Here is a 16866-nt window from a genome sequence, read left to right as displayed (position 1 = left end):
CACCGGTTTCGAAAGGACGGCTTTCGCGTTTGCGCATTTCCCAGAACATCAGAAATGCACCGCCGTTGAAACGGAACGCGTTTTTACTGGGCTTGATGATGCTGAGTTCAATCGGGCTCTACGGACTTGCCCTCGTTTCAGCGGGGTCGCTCCTTGTCGTGGAGGACCCGCCTGCGCAAGCCGACGTCATCGTTATTCTGGGCGGTGACGGTCCACCTCGAGCTGCTCAGGCCGCAAAACTATGGCACGAGGGAAGGGCGCCGCTCGTTTTGGTGACTGGTTATGGGGATTGCGACTTCATCCGCGACATGCTGGTGCAATTGGGGGTGGATTCCGCAGCCGTCTCAACGGAATGTCTTTCGCTCAGCACCTGGGAAAACGCGACATTCTCACAGCCGATACTGACTGGAATGGGAGCAAAAAGCGCCATTCTGGTCACGAGCTGGTTTCATTCAAGGCGCGCAGTAAAGCGTTTCCGGTTTGTGATGCCTCAAATTCAGTGGATTTCCCTTCCTGCGCAACGAACCGTGTCGCTGTGGCGGCTTACCATCAACGGCGACGGGGTGCAGGTGTTCAAGGAATACGCCAAAGCGCTCCTCTACGACCTCAGAAGCAGTTTCGTGCAGGATTTTCCTCCGGTTCAGGCGAGGCTCGCCTGATGAACACGCTTCTGGTTTTTTGCCTCTTTGGTGGTGTTATCCTGCTCATCTGTTGGGGAATGATGCGTCGGGAGCGAATTTACGAGTTCCCGTTTCTGACGGGCGTCATCACGTTCAGTTTCATCTTGCCCCAGGTTCCCGGACTGGCGTCTGAACGATTCTTGCCGGAAGGCGCGTTTGCAAGAACAGCAATCGTTATGATGCTGTGCCTGTTCATGTGCTGGTGGGGGTGGAGCAGAACGGCAAAACCCTTTGCATTCTTTCGTATCGATTTCGATGAAACACGTCTGCTGATCGTCGCAGCCGTTCTCTCGGTCGCCGGCGCCTACTTCTATTTCAAGCTTAGCCGTTTGCCTGGAGAGTTGACCATTGCGGTGCAGATGACCGGAGTTCCGGTCATGTACATCTTCTTTTCGCGGTTGTTGAGCTATGGTCTGGCCATTGCGGTGCTTTGCCTTGCACGGCGATTTTCCTGGCTGGCGCTGGCCGTCCTTGCGTTCGATCTCGTCTTTTACCTGGATCGCATCGTGATAACTGGAAAGCGCGCCGAAGCGGTGGAACTCATCATGATGTTCGCGCTGGCATGGTGGTTTTACAAGGGATGGGCGATCCCGCGCATCTTCGTGATCGTGGCACTTTTCCTAGGCACACTGTCGATGAACAGCATGGGCGACTACCGCGCCATCACCAAGGCCAACGACGCTCCCGTGTGGGATGACATCAAGAAGATAGATTTCATCGGCAATCTCGAGAGAGTGTTCCGGGACGGCGGCGACGAGATGCGCAACGCGATCATGCGGATCGACAACACCGCAAACACCTTGCAATTCGACTACGGCAAGTTCCACTGGAACAGGCTGGTGTTCAACTTCGTACCCGCGCAACTCGTGGGCGTGGAAGTCAAGCAATCCTTCATGCTGCCGGTGCCGGTCCAATCGCGCGACTACAATCCTGTCCTCGGCACGACCGAGACCGGAATGGCGGATGCGTTCGGATCCTTCTGGTATCTGGGAGCGTTCAAATTTTTCCTGCTCGCCTATCTGGTGCGCCGGATCTGGGTGACCGCAAACACGGGCGAGTTCGCTGCGCAATTCACCTATCTGCTGTCGATCATACCGTCCATGCACGCCATCTCGCATCAAACCGACTGGGTTCTCATGGTCTGGGTGCATATGCTGATGTTTGCAGCGCCGACGCTGGCATTTGCCGTCATACCCGCGCGCGTGCAGCAGCGTCGATACGCGATACCATCCTTGACGTCTCAAGCCGGAGGATAGGCCATGCGCTCACGATACGACGATCCTGCCTTCCAGCATGCAACGACGCCTCTGCCGCGCTTCGGAGGTCCGACCTTTGCACTGCATTTGCGATTGAAACGGCTGGTATGGATGATCGTCTGGCGGCTTCTTGCCTCCTGGACGCCTCCGCCGATGCGGCGCTGGCGCAATTTTCTCCTGCGTAGTTTCGGCGCGCGCCTGCATGCCACGGCGATGGTGCATTCCAAGGCGATCGTTTGGTGGCCGGGGCACCTCGTCATGGAGCGTCATTCATCTCTCGGACCTGGGGTGATCTGCTACAACGTCGACATGATCACCATCGGCCAATATGCCTCTGTCTCGCAACGTGCCCATCTGTGCACCGGGTCGCATGACGTTCAGGATAGTGCGTTTCCCCTCGTGACGCAGCCGGTGGTGATCGAGGAGGACGCGTGGGTGGCGGCGGAAGCCTTCGTCGGTCCCGGTGTCGTCGTCGGCAAGGGGGCTGTTCTCGGCGCGCGAGCCGTTACCGCGAAGTCATTGGAGCCCTGGACGATCTATGTCGGCAATCCGGCAAGACCAGTCGGCTCGCGTCGTCAGGAAGCGGCCGCGTCCAACGCGCTCAGCCGATAACCTTCAAGCGTGGCATGGGCGATTGCCGGCCAGGTGAATTTCTCCAGCACGAGTCGGCGGCCGTTTTCGCCCATCGTCCTCGCCTTGGCGGGATTGCTGAGCACGCTTGCCAAGCCTTTGGCAACTTCTGCCGCGTCAACCGAGACGATAACCCCGGCATCGGCAGCTCCGACTTCGGGAAAGTGACACTGGTCGGTGATAACAACAGGCGTGCCGCAGGCAAGCGCTTCGGTGATTGCCATGCTGAAACCCTCCTGTCGGCTTGGCAGGCAGAAACAGTCGGCATCGACCATGGCTTCGAGCTTCGCTTCGCCGTAGATCGCTCCGACCATAAAGACGCGGTGCCGGATGTTAAGTTTTTTCACCAGGTGCATGAAGTGGCCCTCTGCTCCACCGGGCGGGCCTGCGACGACGAGATCAACGTCGACGTAGGTGTCACAGATAGCCGAAAAGGCCGAGGCAAGGATGTCGATACCCTTTTTGATGTGCAGGCGTGACAGGAACAGAATGTATCGCCTGCCGTGCGCCAGGGCGATTTTCTGCCTGAAATGTCCTCGGGCGGGCAGGGGATCGAATTCCTCGGCAAAAACACCGTTCGGAATGATCAGATTTCGTGCCTGGAGATTCAGCGGCTCTACAGCTGCCATTTCATCGACATTTAACAGGTGAAGGAACGCAGCCTCGTTCAGCATCTTGCGGTAGCACAGCATCAGGGCGATCTTCTTTTTCCACGATCGCTGGCCGAGACTCCAATGGTCCAGCATGCCGGCCGGGCAAATGCAGTAGGGTACGCCAGCGGCGCGGGCGAGCTTGGAAGCATAGAGCAGAAATGGCTCCCACACGCCGTGAATATGCATGAAGGAGGCATCTTTCAGCACGGCTTTCAGCATGCGCCGGCCCCTGAAGCAGAACAATGTCTCCAGCCTCCCGGCTGGCGGCAGGAGATGCCAGTGGATATTCTCGAAATGCGGTATGGTGCGGCCAATTTCCTTGACCTGCGCTTCAATGGCGGCGTCGCCATAGCTGACGATATTCACATCTGCGCCGAGGCCGGCCTGTGCAGCGGCTAAGCGCATGGCAACGGCCTGCAAGCCGCCGTATTTGGGATCAATCGAAGCGATGACGTGGATGATCTTCATGTCTCTTTGTTCCCCAGGTATCGCGTGTCATCGGCCATGCAAAGACCCGCCGACCCCGACAGATTCGGCCCGGACAAGGCGGCAAGAAGCCGCTCGCCATATGACTCCACGGTATGTTCGGCTGCGCGCAGGAGTGCATTGGTGGACATGCTTCGCCTGAGCTCAGGATTGTCGGCAAGCGCACGCACCGCAGTTGCGATAGCTTCCGGATCGCAGACGGGAACGATGAAACCTTCGATACCATCGCGAACGACGCTGCCGGTATTTTCGGTCGTTATAACCGGCAGGCCCGCTGCCAGCGCTTCATAGACGGCGGTCGCGGAGCCTTCGCAGAGCGACGGCAGCAGGAAGACATCCGCCCACCGAAACTCCTCGACGATCTGCGAGCGCGGAACGATCCCTCTTAGCTCGACCCATTGCGAAATCTCCTGCTTGACGTCATCGGGCACACGAACGCGGCCCGCCATCCGGAAGCGGGCGGCGCCCTCCATCAATCTGGCGGCTTCCACAACATAGGGCGATCCCTTGCGCAGCCCGACTTCGCCTACGGTCAGGACCCTGATTGGCCCCGGCATGCGCGCCGGTCTGTCGATGGCAGCGCTGGCATTGACCCCATAGGGAACGACGACACACCGGTCTTCCGGCCCGCCACATGCGACCACGTGCTTGCGGACAAATTCCGACGGGCAGACGATGACATCTGCAAGGCGCCACTCCGCTTTCTCCCGATCGGCGAATAGACGCGCATGCGGATTATCCCGCACAGGACCGGCCCATTTGGGAAACCTCATCATCTCCTGGTCCAGAAGCGTTTCGACGACATCGCGTGGCGCGATCATTTGCTCGACTGCGGTCCAAAGGCCCTGCTGTTTTGCCGCCCGCATCTGTTCGAGTGCGTCGCCACTGAAGGCGTAGAGCCCATCTGCGCCATGGAAGCCGCGCCGGGCCACCATTTCGGAGAAAACCGACCCGGCCCAGATCGCGTGAGAGGTTTCCTCTACAACGTCTTTCGTTCGCATGTGGCGCAGCACGGAACGGAGGCCAAAGCTGGAAAACACCGTCGTCAGCGCTGTCGGCACGCCTTTGGGCAGCCGGCCGGCCAGCCGTTTGACAGGTGCGGGATAAAGGGTCGCCGGAAACGAATTGACGATCCGGGGCCAACCTTTCGTGGCGCATATATCAGTGTAAAAATGCGCAAGGCGGCCAGCGGATGCAAATATTCTCGGTACGGCATAATGCATGCGGGCGCCGAGCTGACTGACGACGACTTTGTCTTTCATGACGAGATACCTTGAGCGATAGGTGGCCTGGAAGGCTCGACAGTCTGCAGCCCGGCGATCAGCACTGCCCAGGCATCTGCCGCCTTTTCTCGGGAATAGTCGGCACACAACAGCCGCCGTGCCGCATCCCCCATTGCTGTCGTGGCATCTGGGTCGTCGCAGAGCTTTTCGATGGTGCCGGAGAGCTTTTCGGTCTCTCCGATTTCGACGGTGCTGCCGCATCCTTTGGCTCTGAGAACGCGCGGCACCTCTCCATCCGGGTCGCCGACGAAGATCGTTGGCCTCCCGGCCGCCAGGATTCCATAGAATTTGCTTGGAATGATGCAGTGTTCCAGTTCCGGCAGCAGCGAGACCAGATGCACATCCGCAACGCTCAGGCTTTCAGCAAGTTTCTCCACGGGCTGCAGCGGCTTGAAGATGACGTTATGAAGACCGAGATCCTGAACGACAGTCTTCACAGCCGCGTGCTGGTGTCCGCCGCCAATGAGAAGGAACCGTATATCCTGCCGGTGCTCCAGACGTTTCGCCGCTGCCAGCATAGTGCCGAACTCATGCGCCCGCCCGAAGTTTCCTGAATAGCCAACGACAAACACATCCTGCAGTCCCCACGCCTTCCGCAGGCTGTTATCCTTGGGCAAGACAGGATAGATTTCCTCCCCATCCGACCAGTGATGCAGGACGCTGACTCGGTCCTTTGCAAGGCCTTGAGTGAAGAGGAATTCCGCCATCTTGTCGGTAGGGCAGACAACCACGCCGGGGGATCGCAGAGACCAGTTGCGCGCCTGCGTCAGCCATGGCGCAAGCCACCGTGCACGTTTCCTGAAAAATCCAAGCTCGATTGCGGTCTCCGGAAAAAGATCCATGATCCAGTTCACCATGAGTGCGCCCTTGAGGCGGATCGCGATGCTGCTCATGACGGAGAGGAGCGGAGGATCGGTGCAGACAACGACCGTGTCCGTCGCCCGAACGTTGCGCAGAAGCCAGGCGAATGCAAGCACCTGAAAAAGAAGATAATCAATGCTACGGCGCATGAGGCTGTGCCGGCCGAAGCGGCCGCTTGCGAGCCGTCGGATATGTACACCCCGAACCGTTTCGGTTGCGGGCAACACGCTTCCGGGATGATTGTGTATTTCGCGACTTGCAACGACAGTCACATTCATTCCGCGCTGCGCCATTGAAAAGGCGAGCGATGATATCATACGGCTTGTTGCCGACTGGTCGGGGAAACCGTACCTATTCAGGAAGATCGTCCTCACGCTTTTTTCTCCCACGAAATGTCCGGTCTGAAGGAGCATTCTTGGCGAGGTGAAAACAGGCGGCAAGCTGGTCGTAAGGACTAGTGGGCTCATGATACGGAGTGGCTATTACTCCGAAGTTGGCGCCGTACTATCCTTTTGGTAGCTGAAACGCAGATGACGCCCTTATGGGTTATGAAATCCATGATGCCCCGGCCAATCAATGGCAGGGACGGCCGATGTGGATCGCGAGCTGACTGCGCGCCGTCCCGAGGCGCAGCCGCACGCGACGCTCTGTGGCCTCGAACCGAAGTCCTGTCTTAGATATGGATGTAACACCGAGTCCGACCGAGTTACCCGCCGATGTCCAGGAGAGCGGCGCCTCAATGGCGGTTCCAGGTTGTGCCAAGGCTCGGGCAGAAATCCTGCTTCCCGGGCCGAATATCGGCGTGGCTGGAGGCGTTTGATCGCGCGGTACCCGAGCCATATTTAATACGGGTGCGAAAGCAAATTTCGTTCGCTTCGCCTCTTGATTTTGAAAACACGAAAAACCAAATCGTCAGCCGCCAGTCGCTGATGACAGGACTGGCCGTGCTGGAAGCGCCGCTTTTGGCGCTTTGGTACCCATGTTGCTTCAAGGAGGATATGGTTATGGCAACATCTTACGACTATGCACCGTTGTACCGATCGAGCATCGGATTCGACCGGGTCTTCAATCTTCTCGAAAACGCCCAGCGCACCCGCTCGATCAGTGACTGGCCGCCCTATGACATTATCAGGACGGCCGAAGACAGCTATCAGATTTCTATTGCGGTGGCTGGTTTTACACGGGACGAGATCGACATCACTTTCCAGTCCAATCTCCTGACCGTGACAGGCAAGAGGCAGGAGACACCCGCGGAGGGCTACCTGCACCGCGGCATTGCGGCCCGTCCGTTCGAGCATCGGTTCGAACTCGCCGATCATGTCAGAGTGAGCGGCGCCGAACTGAAAAACGGTCTCCTTTCGATCGATCTCGTCCGCGAAATCCCGGAGGCCCTGAAGCCCCGGAAAATCGACATCCAGACCGATGCGGTTCTGGTGCCGACAGTTGCCCCGGGCCAGATCGAAGCACAGAAGGCGGCTTGATTTACATTGTTGGATGAACAGGGGCGCCGTCGCGATGGCGCCCACGAATATCCGGGATGGGAAGGAGAAAGCAATGAAACCCGATATGTTCAGACAGCCTGTTTTCATTCTTGTCGGTCTCGGCTTTCCAGCGGAGGTTCGAAACGTGCTGGAGGCATACCGACATCTTTCCGAGTGGCCCGCAACAAACCGAGATAGCGCACATTCCATTGCGCTTAAGGCATGCGCTGCCGCGTTGCGCGGCGAAATTGAAGCGGAGACCGCCCGCGGTTTGTTCGTGGCCTTTGCCGAAAGACACGATCTACTTGCACCGGAAGATGGTGTCATCGCCGCGTCTCGTCTTTTGCGCGACAGAGATCCGCATGTGAATTGAGATAGACACGGTTATAAATGTGTAGCGGCTAGTTGTCCGTTATGCGGGGGCGGTATCGTGCACGGGCTCTAGAATGCCGAGCGAGCTGATTTGCCGCCCCTGCGAAAGCGATTACCGCGAAGACTGTCACGGTCTGGGTAAGGAGGACAGGTGTGCTGCCTCGAGGTTGACGAGGGTGTAACATGGCATCTTCTCGTCACCAGCGTGGCACACGTCTTTCATAGTCTGGGTCGAAGAGCTTCATATAGGCTGTATCATCGCGTTCTTTCATCGAGGTCTGTTCGTAAAGTGCCGCAAGTTCGGTGAGTTTTTGCCGATCGAGCGTCACGCCAAGTCCCGGCCCATTGGGGACATCGAGGCGACCGCCACGGAACGTGAACGGCGTGCCCTCGATCACGTCGACACCGGTCCATGGGTAATGCGTGTCGCAATCGAAGCTCAGGTTCGGCGTTGCGGCGGCAGCATGGACCATCGCCGCCAGAGTGATCCCGAGATGCGAGTTGGAATGCATGGAGACGCCAAGACCCAGTGTCTCGCAAATTTTTCCGAGATGGGTCGAGGCGCGCAGTCCACCCCAATAATGGTGATCTGACAGCACAATCTGCACCGCATTTTTGCGGAAGGCCGCGGCGATCTGGTCGAATTCAAGGACGATCATGTTCGTGGCGAGCGGGATCGACGTAGCGGCTGCGACTTGTGCCATCTGATCCATACCGATGACCGGATCCTCGAGATATTCAAGGATATTCTCAAGCTTGTGTGCGATGTAGATGGCCGTGTCCACAGTCCAGCCGCCATTGGGGTCGATCCGCAGCGGATGCTTGGGAAAAGCTTCCCGAAGCTTCAGCATGGTCTCGATCTCGAGATCCGGATGCAGCACGCCACCCTTGAGCTTCAGCGACTGGAAACCGTATGTGTCGACCATCCTGCGGGCTTCGCCAACCACCTGATCAGGAGTAAGTACCTCTCCCCATTCATCCTCGGCTTCACCTATATGGGCTGCGAATTTGAAGAACAGGTAGGCGCTGAACGGAACGCTGGTACGAATGGCGCCACCAAGCAGATCCGAGACCGGCCGCCCGAGAAGCTTGCCCTGAATGTCGAGGCAGGGGACTTCAAAGGCTGAGGCAACCACGTCCGTCAACTTGTGATCGGCCACCGCCGATTTTGCGTTGATGCCGCCACTGCCGGGCAATGCGGTGATGACGCGAGATTTCAGCTCGTGAAGATGAAACGGGTCGAGCCCGATCAGGGCAGGGGCCGCCCGTCGCAACCCATCCAGCGCCTTGATACTTCCGTAACTTTCACCAAGGCCGACCGTACCGTCGTCACATATGACCTCGATGACGGTGCGCAACGCATGCGGCTGATGCACGCCTTTACAGTTCAGTAGCGGTCTGTCGGGAATGGCGACCGGTGTGAGGTGAATTTCGGCTATGCGCATTAAAAAGCTCCTTGTCGCCACCAGCCGCGCGCAGCCTTTAGCGCATCGTCCAGCGGGGACAGTTCGGGATGCCAGTGGCGTTCCCATTCCAGACTGAGAGGGATATGTCGTTCATCCGACTGTAAAAGCGAAAGCAGTTCCGCCATGGGAAAATCGCCATGGCCGGGCAATACGTAGCGTCGTCGGCCATCGCTGTCCGTGGTGCTGTCCTTGACGTGCAGATGGACGACATTTTGTGCGATGTGTTGCCAAAGGATTTTGAGATCGCTGCCTTTGGCCCAGGTGTGGTGAGTGTCCCACAAGAGCTTCGATGCTGGCACGCACGCGATGAAGGCGAGAAGCTGCTCGAAGTCCGCCAGCGCGTCGTGTGTTTCGATCATGAGGTCGACATTCAGACCGCGTGATAGTCGCAGCGATTGCCAGTTGTCCAACAGGCCCGCTGCCTGCGTCATCTCATCCTGTCCCAACTGTTTGCCACCGTCGAAGATGCGCAGATAGGAAATGTTTGCGGCTTCCGCCCAGTCTATAAAGGGCTCGACGGCGGAAAGATCGGTGCTGCCGAACAGGCGAATGGATGTGTTTAGGGCGGCAACCTCGAGATCACTTTCGGCCAGAAAGGCTGCAAATCTGGAAGGAGTAGCAAATTCGGCAGTGAGTGCCGGGATGAGGTCGACCGTACCGGAGAGCGTGCGCAACTCCACATGCCCGATGCCATGCCTCTGTGCCAGATCGGCCGCTTCGTGCAGGCTAAGTTCGGAGCAGCCAAGCGTTGAAAAACAGTAATCGAAAGCGCTCATGCCATACGCTCCATATCCTGTTTATGGACCGGGTGAAGCGAGGCTTGCCCCGCGACGAAACGTTCGATCTCGGTAATGGCGAGATCGGAAAGCGCCCGCAATTCATTTCCCAGCGCCCCGGCAATGTGGGGGGTGAGCACGACATTGGGCAAATCGTAGAATGGGCTATCCGTCGGCAAGGGTTCCGGCTCCGGTGTATCGATCAGGATACGCAGCCGCCCGGAAAGTGCCTCGGCCAGCAATGCGTCGTGATCGACCAGCCAGCCCCGTGCCGTGTTGATGAAGATTGCATGATCCGCCAGCAGCGCCAGTTCGCGGGCACCAATCATGTGGCGGGTTTCAGGCAGGATCGGCGCGTGCAGGGAGACCACATCGCACCAGGCGAGAAGCTCGTCGAGCTCCATTTTCGTAGCACCAAGTGCGGCCGCGTCTTCCACCGAAAGAAACGGGTCGTAGGCGGCGATCTCGAATTTTCCGCGCGTCAGCATCTCCATGACAAGCCGACCAATCCGTGACGCGCCGACGATGCCGACTTTGCGGGAATGATTGCCGAGATAGGGCAGGCTCATGCCACGTCTGCTGCCAAAACCGCCGGTGCCGCGCTCTACCCGATGCTCGTCTCTCAGACGAAACACATCCTTGCCGCACATGATGATTGCCGCATAGGTAAACTCGGCAACCGGCACGGCCATGGCCGATGCCGCCGTGGTGATAAGAATATCGGATGTTTCCCAGAATTCGGCGGGGGCAACAGCGCGCACCGAGGACGCGGCATAAGCGACCATCCTGAGCTTCGGCGCACGGGCGAGGCGCTCGCGTGTCAGGGATGGCGTGCCCCAGGCGGCGAGGAGAATGTCCGCCTCGGCCAACGCTTCTGCTCCCGCTTCCGTGTCGAAATCCGTGTAGGGGAAACCCGGTATGATGTCGGTTACGGCATTCATGCGTGCCCATTCGCGCGAACCAAAAAAACCTTCGGGAAGCTCGTTCCGCATGGCGATCAACAGCCGTGGTTTCTCTTGAGATGGTCTCATTGGCGTACCGGACTTGAAACAGGTCGAACCTCGATGCGGTTGACGTCGATTTCGATCGGTTGAGAACCGGGCCGCAGGATCACATCGAGAAAAACTTCCGGAGGGGCTTCACCTGGCCTGAGTTTCAGGGGAGGAGTTCTGAGCGCCCCTGTCCATTGGGTGGCGGGGAAAGGAAAAAATGTGCCGTCTTCGGCAGGGAAAGGCGCAAGTGCTACCGCCTCCTGTCCTTCGGCTGCAGCATCTTTCAGACGCAGCGATATTCCGAGTACGTCGCAATGCGCCGGCACATCAACATCGCATATGGCCTCCACCCATAAGCCTGTGCCCGGATGGACAAGCCGCCCGCCGAGACGGTGGCTTTGTTCACCTGTTTCCGTGACTGTCAGGGCTGAAAAATCAGATGCCAGATTGCCTGCTGGATTGTTCACCGGGTCAAAACGATCGTCTGTCGCCAGGATACGGGCCGGCGCTCGCGGCACGATCGCCTCCAGATAAGTGGCAAGCAGCTTTCCTACGGCAAAAGCGCCTGTCACCGCAAAATGGGTGCCGTCGTCGGAATAGCCGGGGTGAGGCTCGCCGAATTCACTTTCGGGATCGACCCATGCCGAGTTCCAGTCGAAGACATGGCAATTGGCATTATCTGCGGCAAATTCGATGCTCTGCCGGTTGATCCAGTGCGCTTTTGCCCGCTCTGCACCGCCTGCCGGCCATTTCCCGGTGCCACGGGCGAGGATCGGGAGCAGGATGACGGTTTTGCCTGCGTCGAGCAGAGCCGAAGCGATCCGCGCCCGTGTATCGGCAATCGTCTGGCGTGTTTCCACCATCATGTCGTTGGTGCCGGCATCGACGATGACCAGATCGAAATCCGATTGCAGCAGTCGCGGTAGCCGCCGTTCGATCTCGATTGCCTTCTGGCCGGAAACTCCGAAATTGAGGCCGGAAAAGAACCGGCTGACACCCGGTCGATTGCTCGGTTCCCAGCCTGTTGGTGCTGATGGATCATGGTGGACAGGGCAGCAAAGCCTGCCATGCGACAATACCTCGGCCCAACTCATCCAGCCGCGGGCCGATGTGGCCAGCGAGGACGCGTCGCCAATATGGTTCTGTTGGACGAGCGAAGTGCCGAGAACGGCAATCCGGCTCGCCCTTGGTAACGATACGGACATGGTTTTCACCGGATATCAGGAGAACAGGACGCCGCCATTGATGTCGTAGCAGGCGCCGGTGATATAAGCGGCATCGTCGGACGCAAGAAACGCCACCAGACCGGCAACGTCTTCGCTTGAGCCTTCGCGCTTCAGCGATGTGGCGCCCGCCACCCTTTCACGCACTTCGGGTTTGGTGAAGGTGTCGTGGAAGGTGGTGGAGATCATGCCGGGGCAGACGGCGTTGACGCGAATATTCGGGCCAACTTCCTTGGCAAGTCCTCGGGTAAAGGTCATCACGGCACCCTTGGAAGTGGCATAGGCGAGCGCGCCCGGCCCACCGCCGTCACGGCCCGCCTGCGACGAGAAGGTTACGATCGCGCCGCCCTTTGCCATTTTGGGCAGTGCGGCCTTGGCTGTCAGGAACAGCGACGTCAGGTTGACGTCGAGGACCTGATGCCAGAAGGCTTCGTCCATGTCAGCGATTGTCTTGCGGGCGATAAGCCCACCCGCAACATGGACGACGCCATGGATCTCGCCAAATTTGTCTGCGGCAGCAGAAATGGCAGCCTCTACTTCGCTTGCGTTTGTCAGGTCTGCCTTGATCGCCAGAGCCGAACGGCCAAGCTTTTCGATTTCGGCAACAGCCGTGGCCGCACCTTCAGCGGCTCCATTGTAGGTGAGGACGACATTGGCGCCTTCCTGCGCAAAACGAATGGCGCATGCCCGGCCGATATCCCGGCCGGCGCCGGCTACAACAACGGTCATGTTGGTAAAACGCTGCATTTGAAGAACCTCGTATGGTTAGAATTGCTTGGGAAGGGAGAGCTTGAAACGCTGGTCGTCGACGTCGCTGAAATAGATGTCGGTCGAAAAACCCTGATCGTCTATGAAGCTGAAGATGCGCTTCGGCTCCCTTAAACTGTAAGGCACCAGAAGGGTGACCAGCCGATGCCGAGTTGCTGCCGGAACCGTGGCGCAGACGTGATGGTGGATATCAAGACCCTCGAACTCCTTGGGATCAATGTCGGGAAAACCTTCGACGGCCGCGATCTGCGGTGTGCCGGCTGACGAGAAGACAAACTGGCCGTAAAAGCCCGCCTTTTGGCCATTGTAGCGAAAGCTAGACTTGCCGGTCTGCGGTGCTCCTGTGGTATGGCAAAGCCATTGCAGTTCCTGGGGCTCGGAGCACTCCACCTCATCGACAATCACGAAATAGCTGTCGTTGACGAAGTGCATTTCGCGCTGCGCTTTCATAACCAGCGGGTTCGCGACCTGATAGGCAGACGTCGCATCTCCGAGGATCCGGATATGTCCGGGATTTTCCTCAACCGATACGATACGGCCGGCGGCACGACGCGCGAGTGCCTTGTCCTTTTCCGCATATTGTCCCTTACCGCCGATCAGGACGGCGTTCTTCGACCGTGTCTCACGGCGCCAGTTCAGATGCATCTGCGAGTTGAACGCCACGTAATAGCCGGACTGGATCGCCAGATCCTCGCCGTAGGCATAGAGGACAAAGGCATTCTGGTCGCCATGGCTGTGGCTTAGCGAACCGTAGGGACTGGATTTGAAGACGAATTGCAGATGCCGTTCCGGGTCTTCCATATGTTGCTGTATGGTCGCCCAACCGATATCATCGAAAACAGCGAGTGCCGGCAAGTCTGCAGGCGAGACTGCTTCCACCTGCTGATAGTCGTGACGATAGACGAGATCGTCGAAGTTCAGGTCCCACCAGCCGTAATTGTAGAAGGCCATTTCTGTGCCCGTCGCATCGGCCTTGATGTGATCGAAATACCATTGGTAATGGCCGTTGCCTGTAACGCCGGCAAATTGCCGAACATTGTAACCCAGTTTCAGGCCGGGAAGATCGCCAAGCGTGGAGTCGTCGCCAAAATTGGCGCGACGGGTTCCCGGCGCCTTGGTATAAAGCGGGAAGCGCCCCGTGTTCTGGAAAAATGGCCGCTGATAAAGATCGTAACCGATATAGGAGCGGACCAGATTGGCGGCCTCTATGAGATAAGCCATGCCGGTCATCCAGTAATGTGGCCCTTCCGCCCAGCCACCATCAGTTCCAGCCCAGGGAGAATAGAGGGTGGCGAGGAATTCAACGGTATAATCGAGCCATTCGCCCGCCTCGTCGCTTTCGCCCTGAAGTGCGATACAGGCCGGCGTCAATACTGCCGAAAGCGAACGTACGGCATGGCTGTCATAGGGAAACACGTGGATGCGGGCATGGGCAATAACATGGTCGGCGACCTCCCGCGTTCGTTCAAGAAGAACCGAGCGTACGGTCTCGCGCTCGTCTTCGCTCAGATAATCGTATAGCCAGTCATAGCCCCAGGCCAGTGCCACGACGACGCGGAACCCCGCCTCGTCATTATAGGCCCGGGAGGTCGCGCCTTTCGGATCCCAGCCAGCGACTGCCAGCAGCCACTTGCGGGACGCATCGAGTAGTTCGTCGCGTCCGAGAACCCGACCGGCAATGGCCAGGTGCCGGATCGCATAGATCACTTCCTGGCAGTCGATATACATCTGTCGCCAGAGTCCTGCGACGCGCATATTGTTGGGATAAGGCTGAGGTTCCGGTATGATCGGGCGCTCAAGCCAGGGTTTTGCCGATTTCTCGTAGAACACGGACCAGTTGCAATGATTGGGGTCCTTTGCCACCGCCTCCGAGAAGCAGCGCAACTGTTCCGGATTGAGCCAGAGCCGTGGATGGCTGGCATGCGCGGCTGCATGACGCGCCTTCCTGCCGGGTAGCGGCGTTTTCGGCAGCGAAGCGCCGATCTCGAAGCTGCGTACGGTACTCCAGTTGGAATCCGGCGTCGCGGACGTCTGGCCCCACAACGCATAACACCAGTGATAGCGGCCTTCCGGAAGGGCTTCGTCCGGCGTAAAGAAATTCCACGCGAGATCTTCAAAGACGAGCGTCTTTTTGTCTGCAAAACCGGGATCGGACGAAATCCGCAATACGTAGCGCGCACCGTCGTCGATGTCGGGCAGCCATGAAAAGCGCGGAGGGTTCTCCGTCGGCGGCACTTCTTCGCTTGGCTCGTAGCCAATGGTCAATGAACCCGGCCGGGGTTCATCGAGAAGTGTCTGTCGGGAGATGGCCGGGGCAGAGGGACACATTGCGCTCTAACTCCTATGAAAACAGAAGGGAAAGGATGGCGGCGACAAAGCCGCCATCACGGTCGAAGGTTTATTGCGCGGCCTTGTACTGGCGGTCATAGGCCGATTGCATCATCTTGATGACCTCGTCGTAACCGAGGGCCGTGAGGCGCGTCTTGTAGGCATCCCAGCCGGCATCGACGTCCTGGGCACCCAGTATCCAGGTCTGCTGCATCTCGGTCATGTAGGTGAGGATGCTAGGCCAGTAGCGGTCGAATGTCGCCTTTTCCTCTGCGTTCAGGGAAACGCCCATGAACTCATCCTTGAGGCAGTTGCACTTGTCGTACATATCGATGCCTTCAAGCGCGATCTTGTTTGTCCACTGGCGCTCATATTCGTAGTCCATCCAGTATCCGCGCGGGATCGCCGCACCGACCGCCCACAACTGGGCATTCACCGGGTCCTTGTTGTCGAGGATTTCCTTCTTGAATTGCGGCTTGCCATCGACCATCTCGTAGGTCAGGCCCTCGACGCCGAAATTCGACAGGATGCGCCCCTGTTGAGAAAACCAGAAATCGAAATACTTGATTGTTTCGACCGGGTGTTCGTTGGTCGCCGAAATAGCCCAGCCGACGGGCTGGACACGCAGCCGACGGGAATCCTCAAACCGTTGGCCCGAGACCGTCTTTGGCGGCAGCATCGGCTTTAGCGCGAAACCGTTGATCTTTGGCGACAGGGCGTCGTTGTAGGTCGAGGTACTGGCGAACCAGTCATGCGTCATGCCGCCGAGATTGTTGCCCAGCAGATATTCACGCGAGCGAGCACCGCGGGTGAAAATCTCCTTGTCGATCAGGCCTTCCTTGTACCATTTGGCCACGTTGGAAATCCCGGTCTTGTAGTTTTCCTCCGCCCAGGGATGACGAAGTTGTCCGTCATAAACGGCAAAGTCGCCATAACGCTCGGATCCGGACACGCGCGCATCCCACAGATTGATAAGGCGGACTGCATCGATTTCCTCACGGGCAAAGTAGGGAACTTCGTCCTTGAGACCGTTGCCGTTCGGGTCCTTGTCACGGAAGGCTTTCAGAACTTCGTAGACCTCTTCCGGTGTTTCCGGCTGCTTCAGCCCAAGCTTGTCGAGCCAATCCTGGCGGATGAACCAACCGCGCGAGAACTTGCCATCAGGGACGTAAGGGATGAAATAGAGCTTGCCGTCCGGTCCGGAGATGGCGTTGCGGATTTCCTTGTGGCTGTCGAAGAATGCCTTGAGGTTGGGGGCGTTTTCCTCGATCAGGTCATCGAGTGGAATGAATGCGCCCTCCAACCCGTAGCGAATGAAGTCTTCCTTCAGCCCGCCCGTGGCGTCGCCGCCGACGATGTCGGGAAGGTTGCCCGAGGCGATCAGAAGGTTGAATGCATCGCGGCTGCTGGTGGTCGCCAGCGACGCCACGTTGCGGACATGAATGTTGGTGATCTCGGCGGCCTTTTGCTCCACCGGCCATTTTTCCGAGTAGACGTATTTGTCACGGAAGTGGAAGTGGATCGTAAGCTCCAGCGGATCCTTGGAAATTTTCCCTGAATCCTGCGCCGATGCCGGTAAGGCCAGGGTTGCGGCTGTCATCAACGCCAGTA

General features: G+C 58.3%; 15 protein-coding genes. 5 read left to right on the top strand and 10 right to left on the bottom strand.

The window, feature by feature from the left end:
* The first annotated feature begins 29 nt into the window (after positions 1 to 29).
* The 3 genes from F617_RS27195 to F617_RS0119055 are packed head-to-tail and all read left to right on the top strand — an operon-like array spanning position 30 to position 2548.
* Complete coding sequence (locus tag F617_RS27195) at positions 30 to 659, top strand: YdcF family protein (protein WP_245260829.1); 630 nt, start codon at positions 30 to 32, stop codon at positions 657 to 659.
* On the top strand, positions 659 to 1936 hold the full coding sequence (locus tag F617_RS0119060) for a hypothetical protein (RefSeq protein WP_019566356.1): 1278 nt from the start codon (positions 659 to 661) through the stop codon (positions 1934 to 1936). The genes F617_RS27195 and F617_RS0119060 overlap by 1 nt, the downstream gene beginning before the upstream one ends.
* Positions 1937 to 1939: 3 nt before the next feature.
* Positions 1940 to 2548, top strand: a complete 609-nt coding sequence (locus F617_RS0119055) for an acetyltransferase (RefSeq protein ID WP_019566355.1) — start codon at positions 1940 to 1942, stop codon at positions 2546 to 2548.
* On the opposite strand, the gene F617_RS0119050 is transcribed toward F617_RS0119055, so the two are convergent.
* Genes F617_RS0119050 through F617_RS0119040 form a run of 3 tightly spaced genes read right to left on the bottom strand, consistent with a single transcriptional unit; the run spans position 2512 to position 6166 of the window.
* The gene (locus tag F617_RS0119050) at positions 2512 to 3687 is read right to left on the bottom strand and encodes a glycosyltransferase (protein WP_019566354.1); all 1176 of its coding nucleotides are present in this window, start codon (positions 3685 to 3687) and stop codon (positions 2512 to 2514) included. The two genes, F617_RS0119055 and F617_RS0119050, sit on opposite strands and share 37 nt — an antisense overlap.
* The gene (locus tag F617_RS0119045) at positions 3684 to 4967 is read right to left on the bottom strand and encodes a glycosyltransferase family 4 protein (protein WP_019566353.1); all 1284 of its coding nucleotides are present in this window, start codon (positions 4965 to 4967) and stop codon (positions 3684 to 3686) included. Before F617_RS0119045 ends, F617_RS0119050 begins: the two co-directional genes overlap by 4 nt.
* On the bottom strand, positions 4964 to 6166 hold the full coding sequence (locus F617_RS0119040; RefSeq protein ID WP_019566352.1) for a glycosyltransferase family 4 protein: 1203 nt from the start codon (positions 6164 to 6166) through the stop codon (positions 4964 to 4966). The genes F617_RS0119045 and F617_RS0119040 overlap by 4 nt, the downstream gene beginning before the upstream one ends.
* A 687-nt stretch (positions 6167 to 6853) precedes the next feature.
* Here F617_RS0119040 and F617_RS0119035 point away from each other — a divergent pair.
* Both F617_RS0119035 and F617_RS0119030 read left to right on the top strand, forming a co-directional pair.
* A complete protein-coding gene (locus F617_RS0119035; protein WP_026330951.1) occupies positions 6854 to 7330 on the top strand; it encodes an Hsp20 family protein in 477 nt (158 codons plus the stop codon).
* Positions 7331 to 7403: 73 nt separating this feature from the next.
* The gene (locus F617_RS0119030; protein WP_019566350.1) at positions 7404 to 7703 is read left to right on the top strand and encodes a DUF982 domain-containing protein; all 300 of its coding nucleotides are present in this window, start codon (positions 7404 to 7406) and stop codon (positions 7701 to 7703) included.
* Between the two features lie 196 nt (positions 7704 to 7899).
* On the opposite strand, the gene F617_RS0119025 is transcribed toward F617_RS0119030, so the two are convergent.
* The 7 genes from F617_RS0119025 to F617_RS0118995 form a co-directional block, all read right to left on the bottom strand.
* Complete coding sequence (locus tag F617_RS0119025) at positions 7900 to 9147, bottom strand: glucarate dehydratase family protein (protein WP_019566349.1); 1248 nt, start codon at positions 9145 to 9147, stop codon at positions 7900 to 7902.
* On the bottom strand, positions 9147 to 9944 hold the full coding sequence (locus F617_RS0119020; RefSeq protein ID WP_019566348.1) for a sugar phosphate isomerase/epimerase: 798 nt from the start codon (positions 9942 to 9944) through the stop codon (positions 9147 to 9149). The genes F617_RS0119025 and F617_RS0119020 overlap by 1 nt, the downstream gene beginning before the upstream one ends.
* Positions 9941 to 10975: a hydroxyacid dehydrogenase gene (locus F617_RS0119015; RefSeq protein WP_026330950.1), complete on the bottom strand. Its 1035-nt coding sequence runs from the start codon at positions 10973 to 10975 to the stop codon at positions 9941 to 9943. The genes F617_RS0119020 and F617_RS0119015 overlap by 4 nt, the downstream gene beginning before the upstream one ends.
* On the bottom strand, positions 10972 to 12141 hold the full coding sequence (locus tag F617_RS0119010; protein ID WP_019566346.1) for an SGNH/GDSL hydrolase family protein: 1170 nt from the start codon (positions 12139 to 12141) through the stop codon (positions 10972 to 10974). Before F617_RS0119010 ends, F617_RS0119015 begins: the two co-directional genes overlap by 4 nt.
* Positions 12142 to 12156: 15 nt before the next feature.
* Positions 12157 to 12906, bottom strand: a complete 750-nt coding sequence (locus F617_RS0119005) for an SDR family NAD(P)-dependent oxidoreductase (protein ID WP_019566345.1) — start codon at positions 12904 to 12906, stop codon at positions 12157 to 12159.
* Positions 12907 to 12924: 18 nt separating this feature from the next.
* Entirely contained in the window at positions 12925 to 15255 is a 2331-nt protein-coding gene (locus F617_RS0119000) for an alginate lyase (protein WP_026330949.1), read from the bottom strand.
* 70 nt (positions 15256 to 15325) lie between these two features.
* Positions 15326 to 16855 carry an extracellular solute-binding protein gene (locus F617_RS0118995; RefSeq protein ID WP_019566343.1) on the bottom strand — a complete coding sequence of 510 codons (1530 nt, stop codon included), beginning with the start codon at positions 16853 to 16855 and terminating at the stop codon, positions 15326 to 15328.
* Positions 16856 to 16866 lie beyond the last annotated feature (11 nt).

The organism is Agrobacterium sp. 10MFCol1.1 (assembly GCF_000381165.1).
GTDB lineage: Bacteria > Pseudomonadota > Alphaproteobacteria > Rhizobiales > Rhizobiaceae > Agrobacterium > Agrobacterium tumefaciens.
Note: the sequence above shows the minus strand (reverse complement) of the source record. Positions and strands in the feature narration are given on the sequence as shown.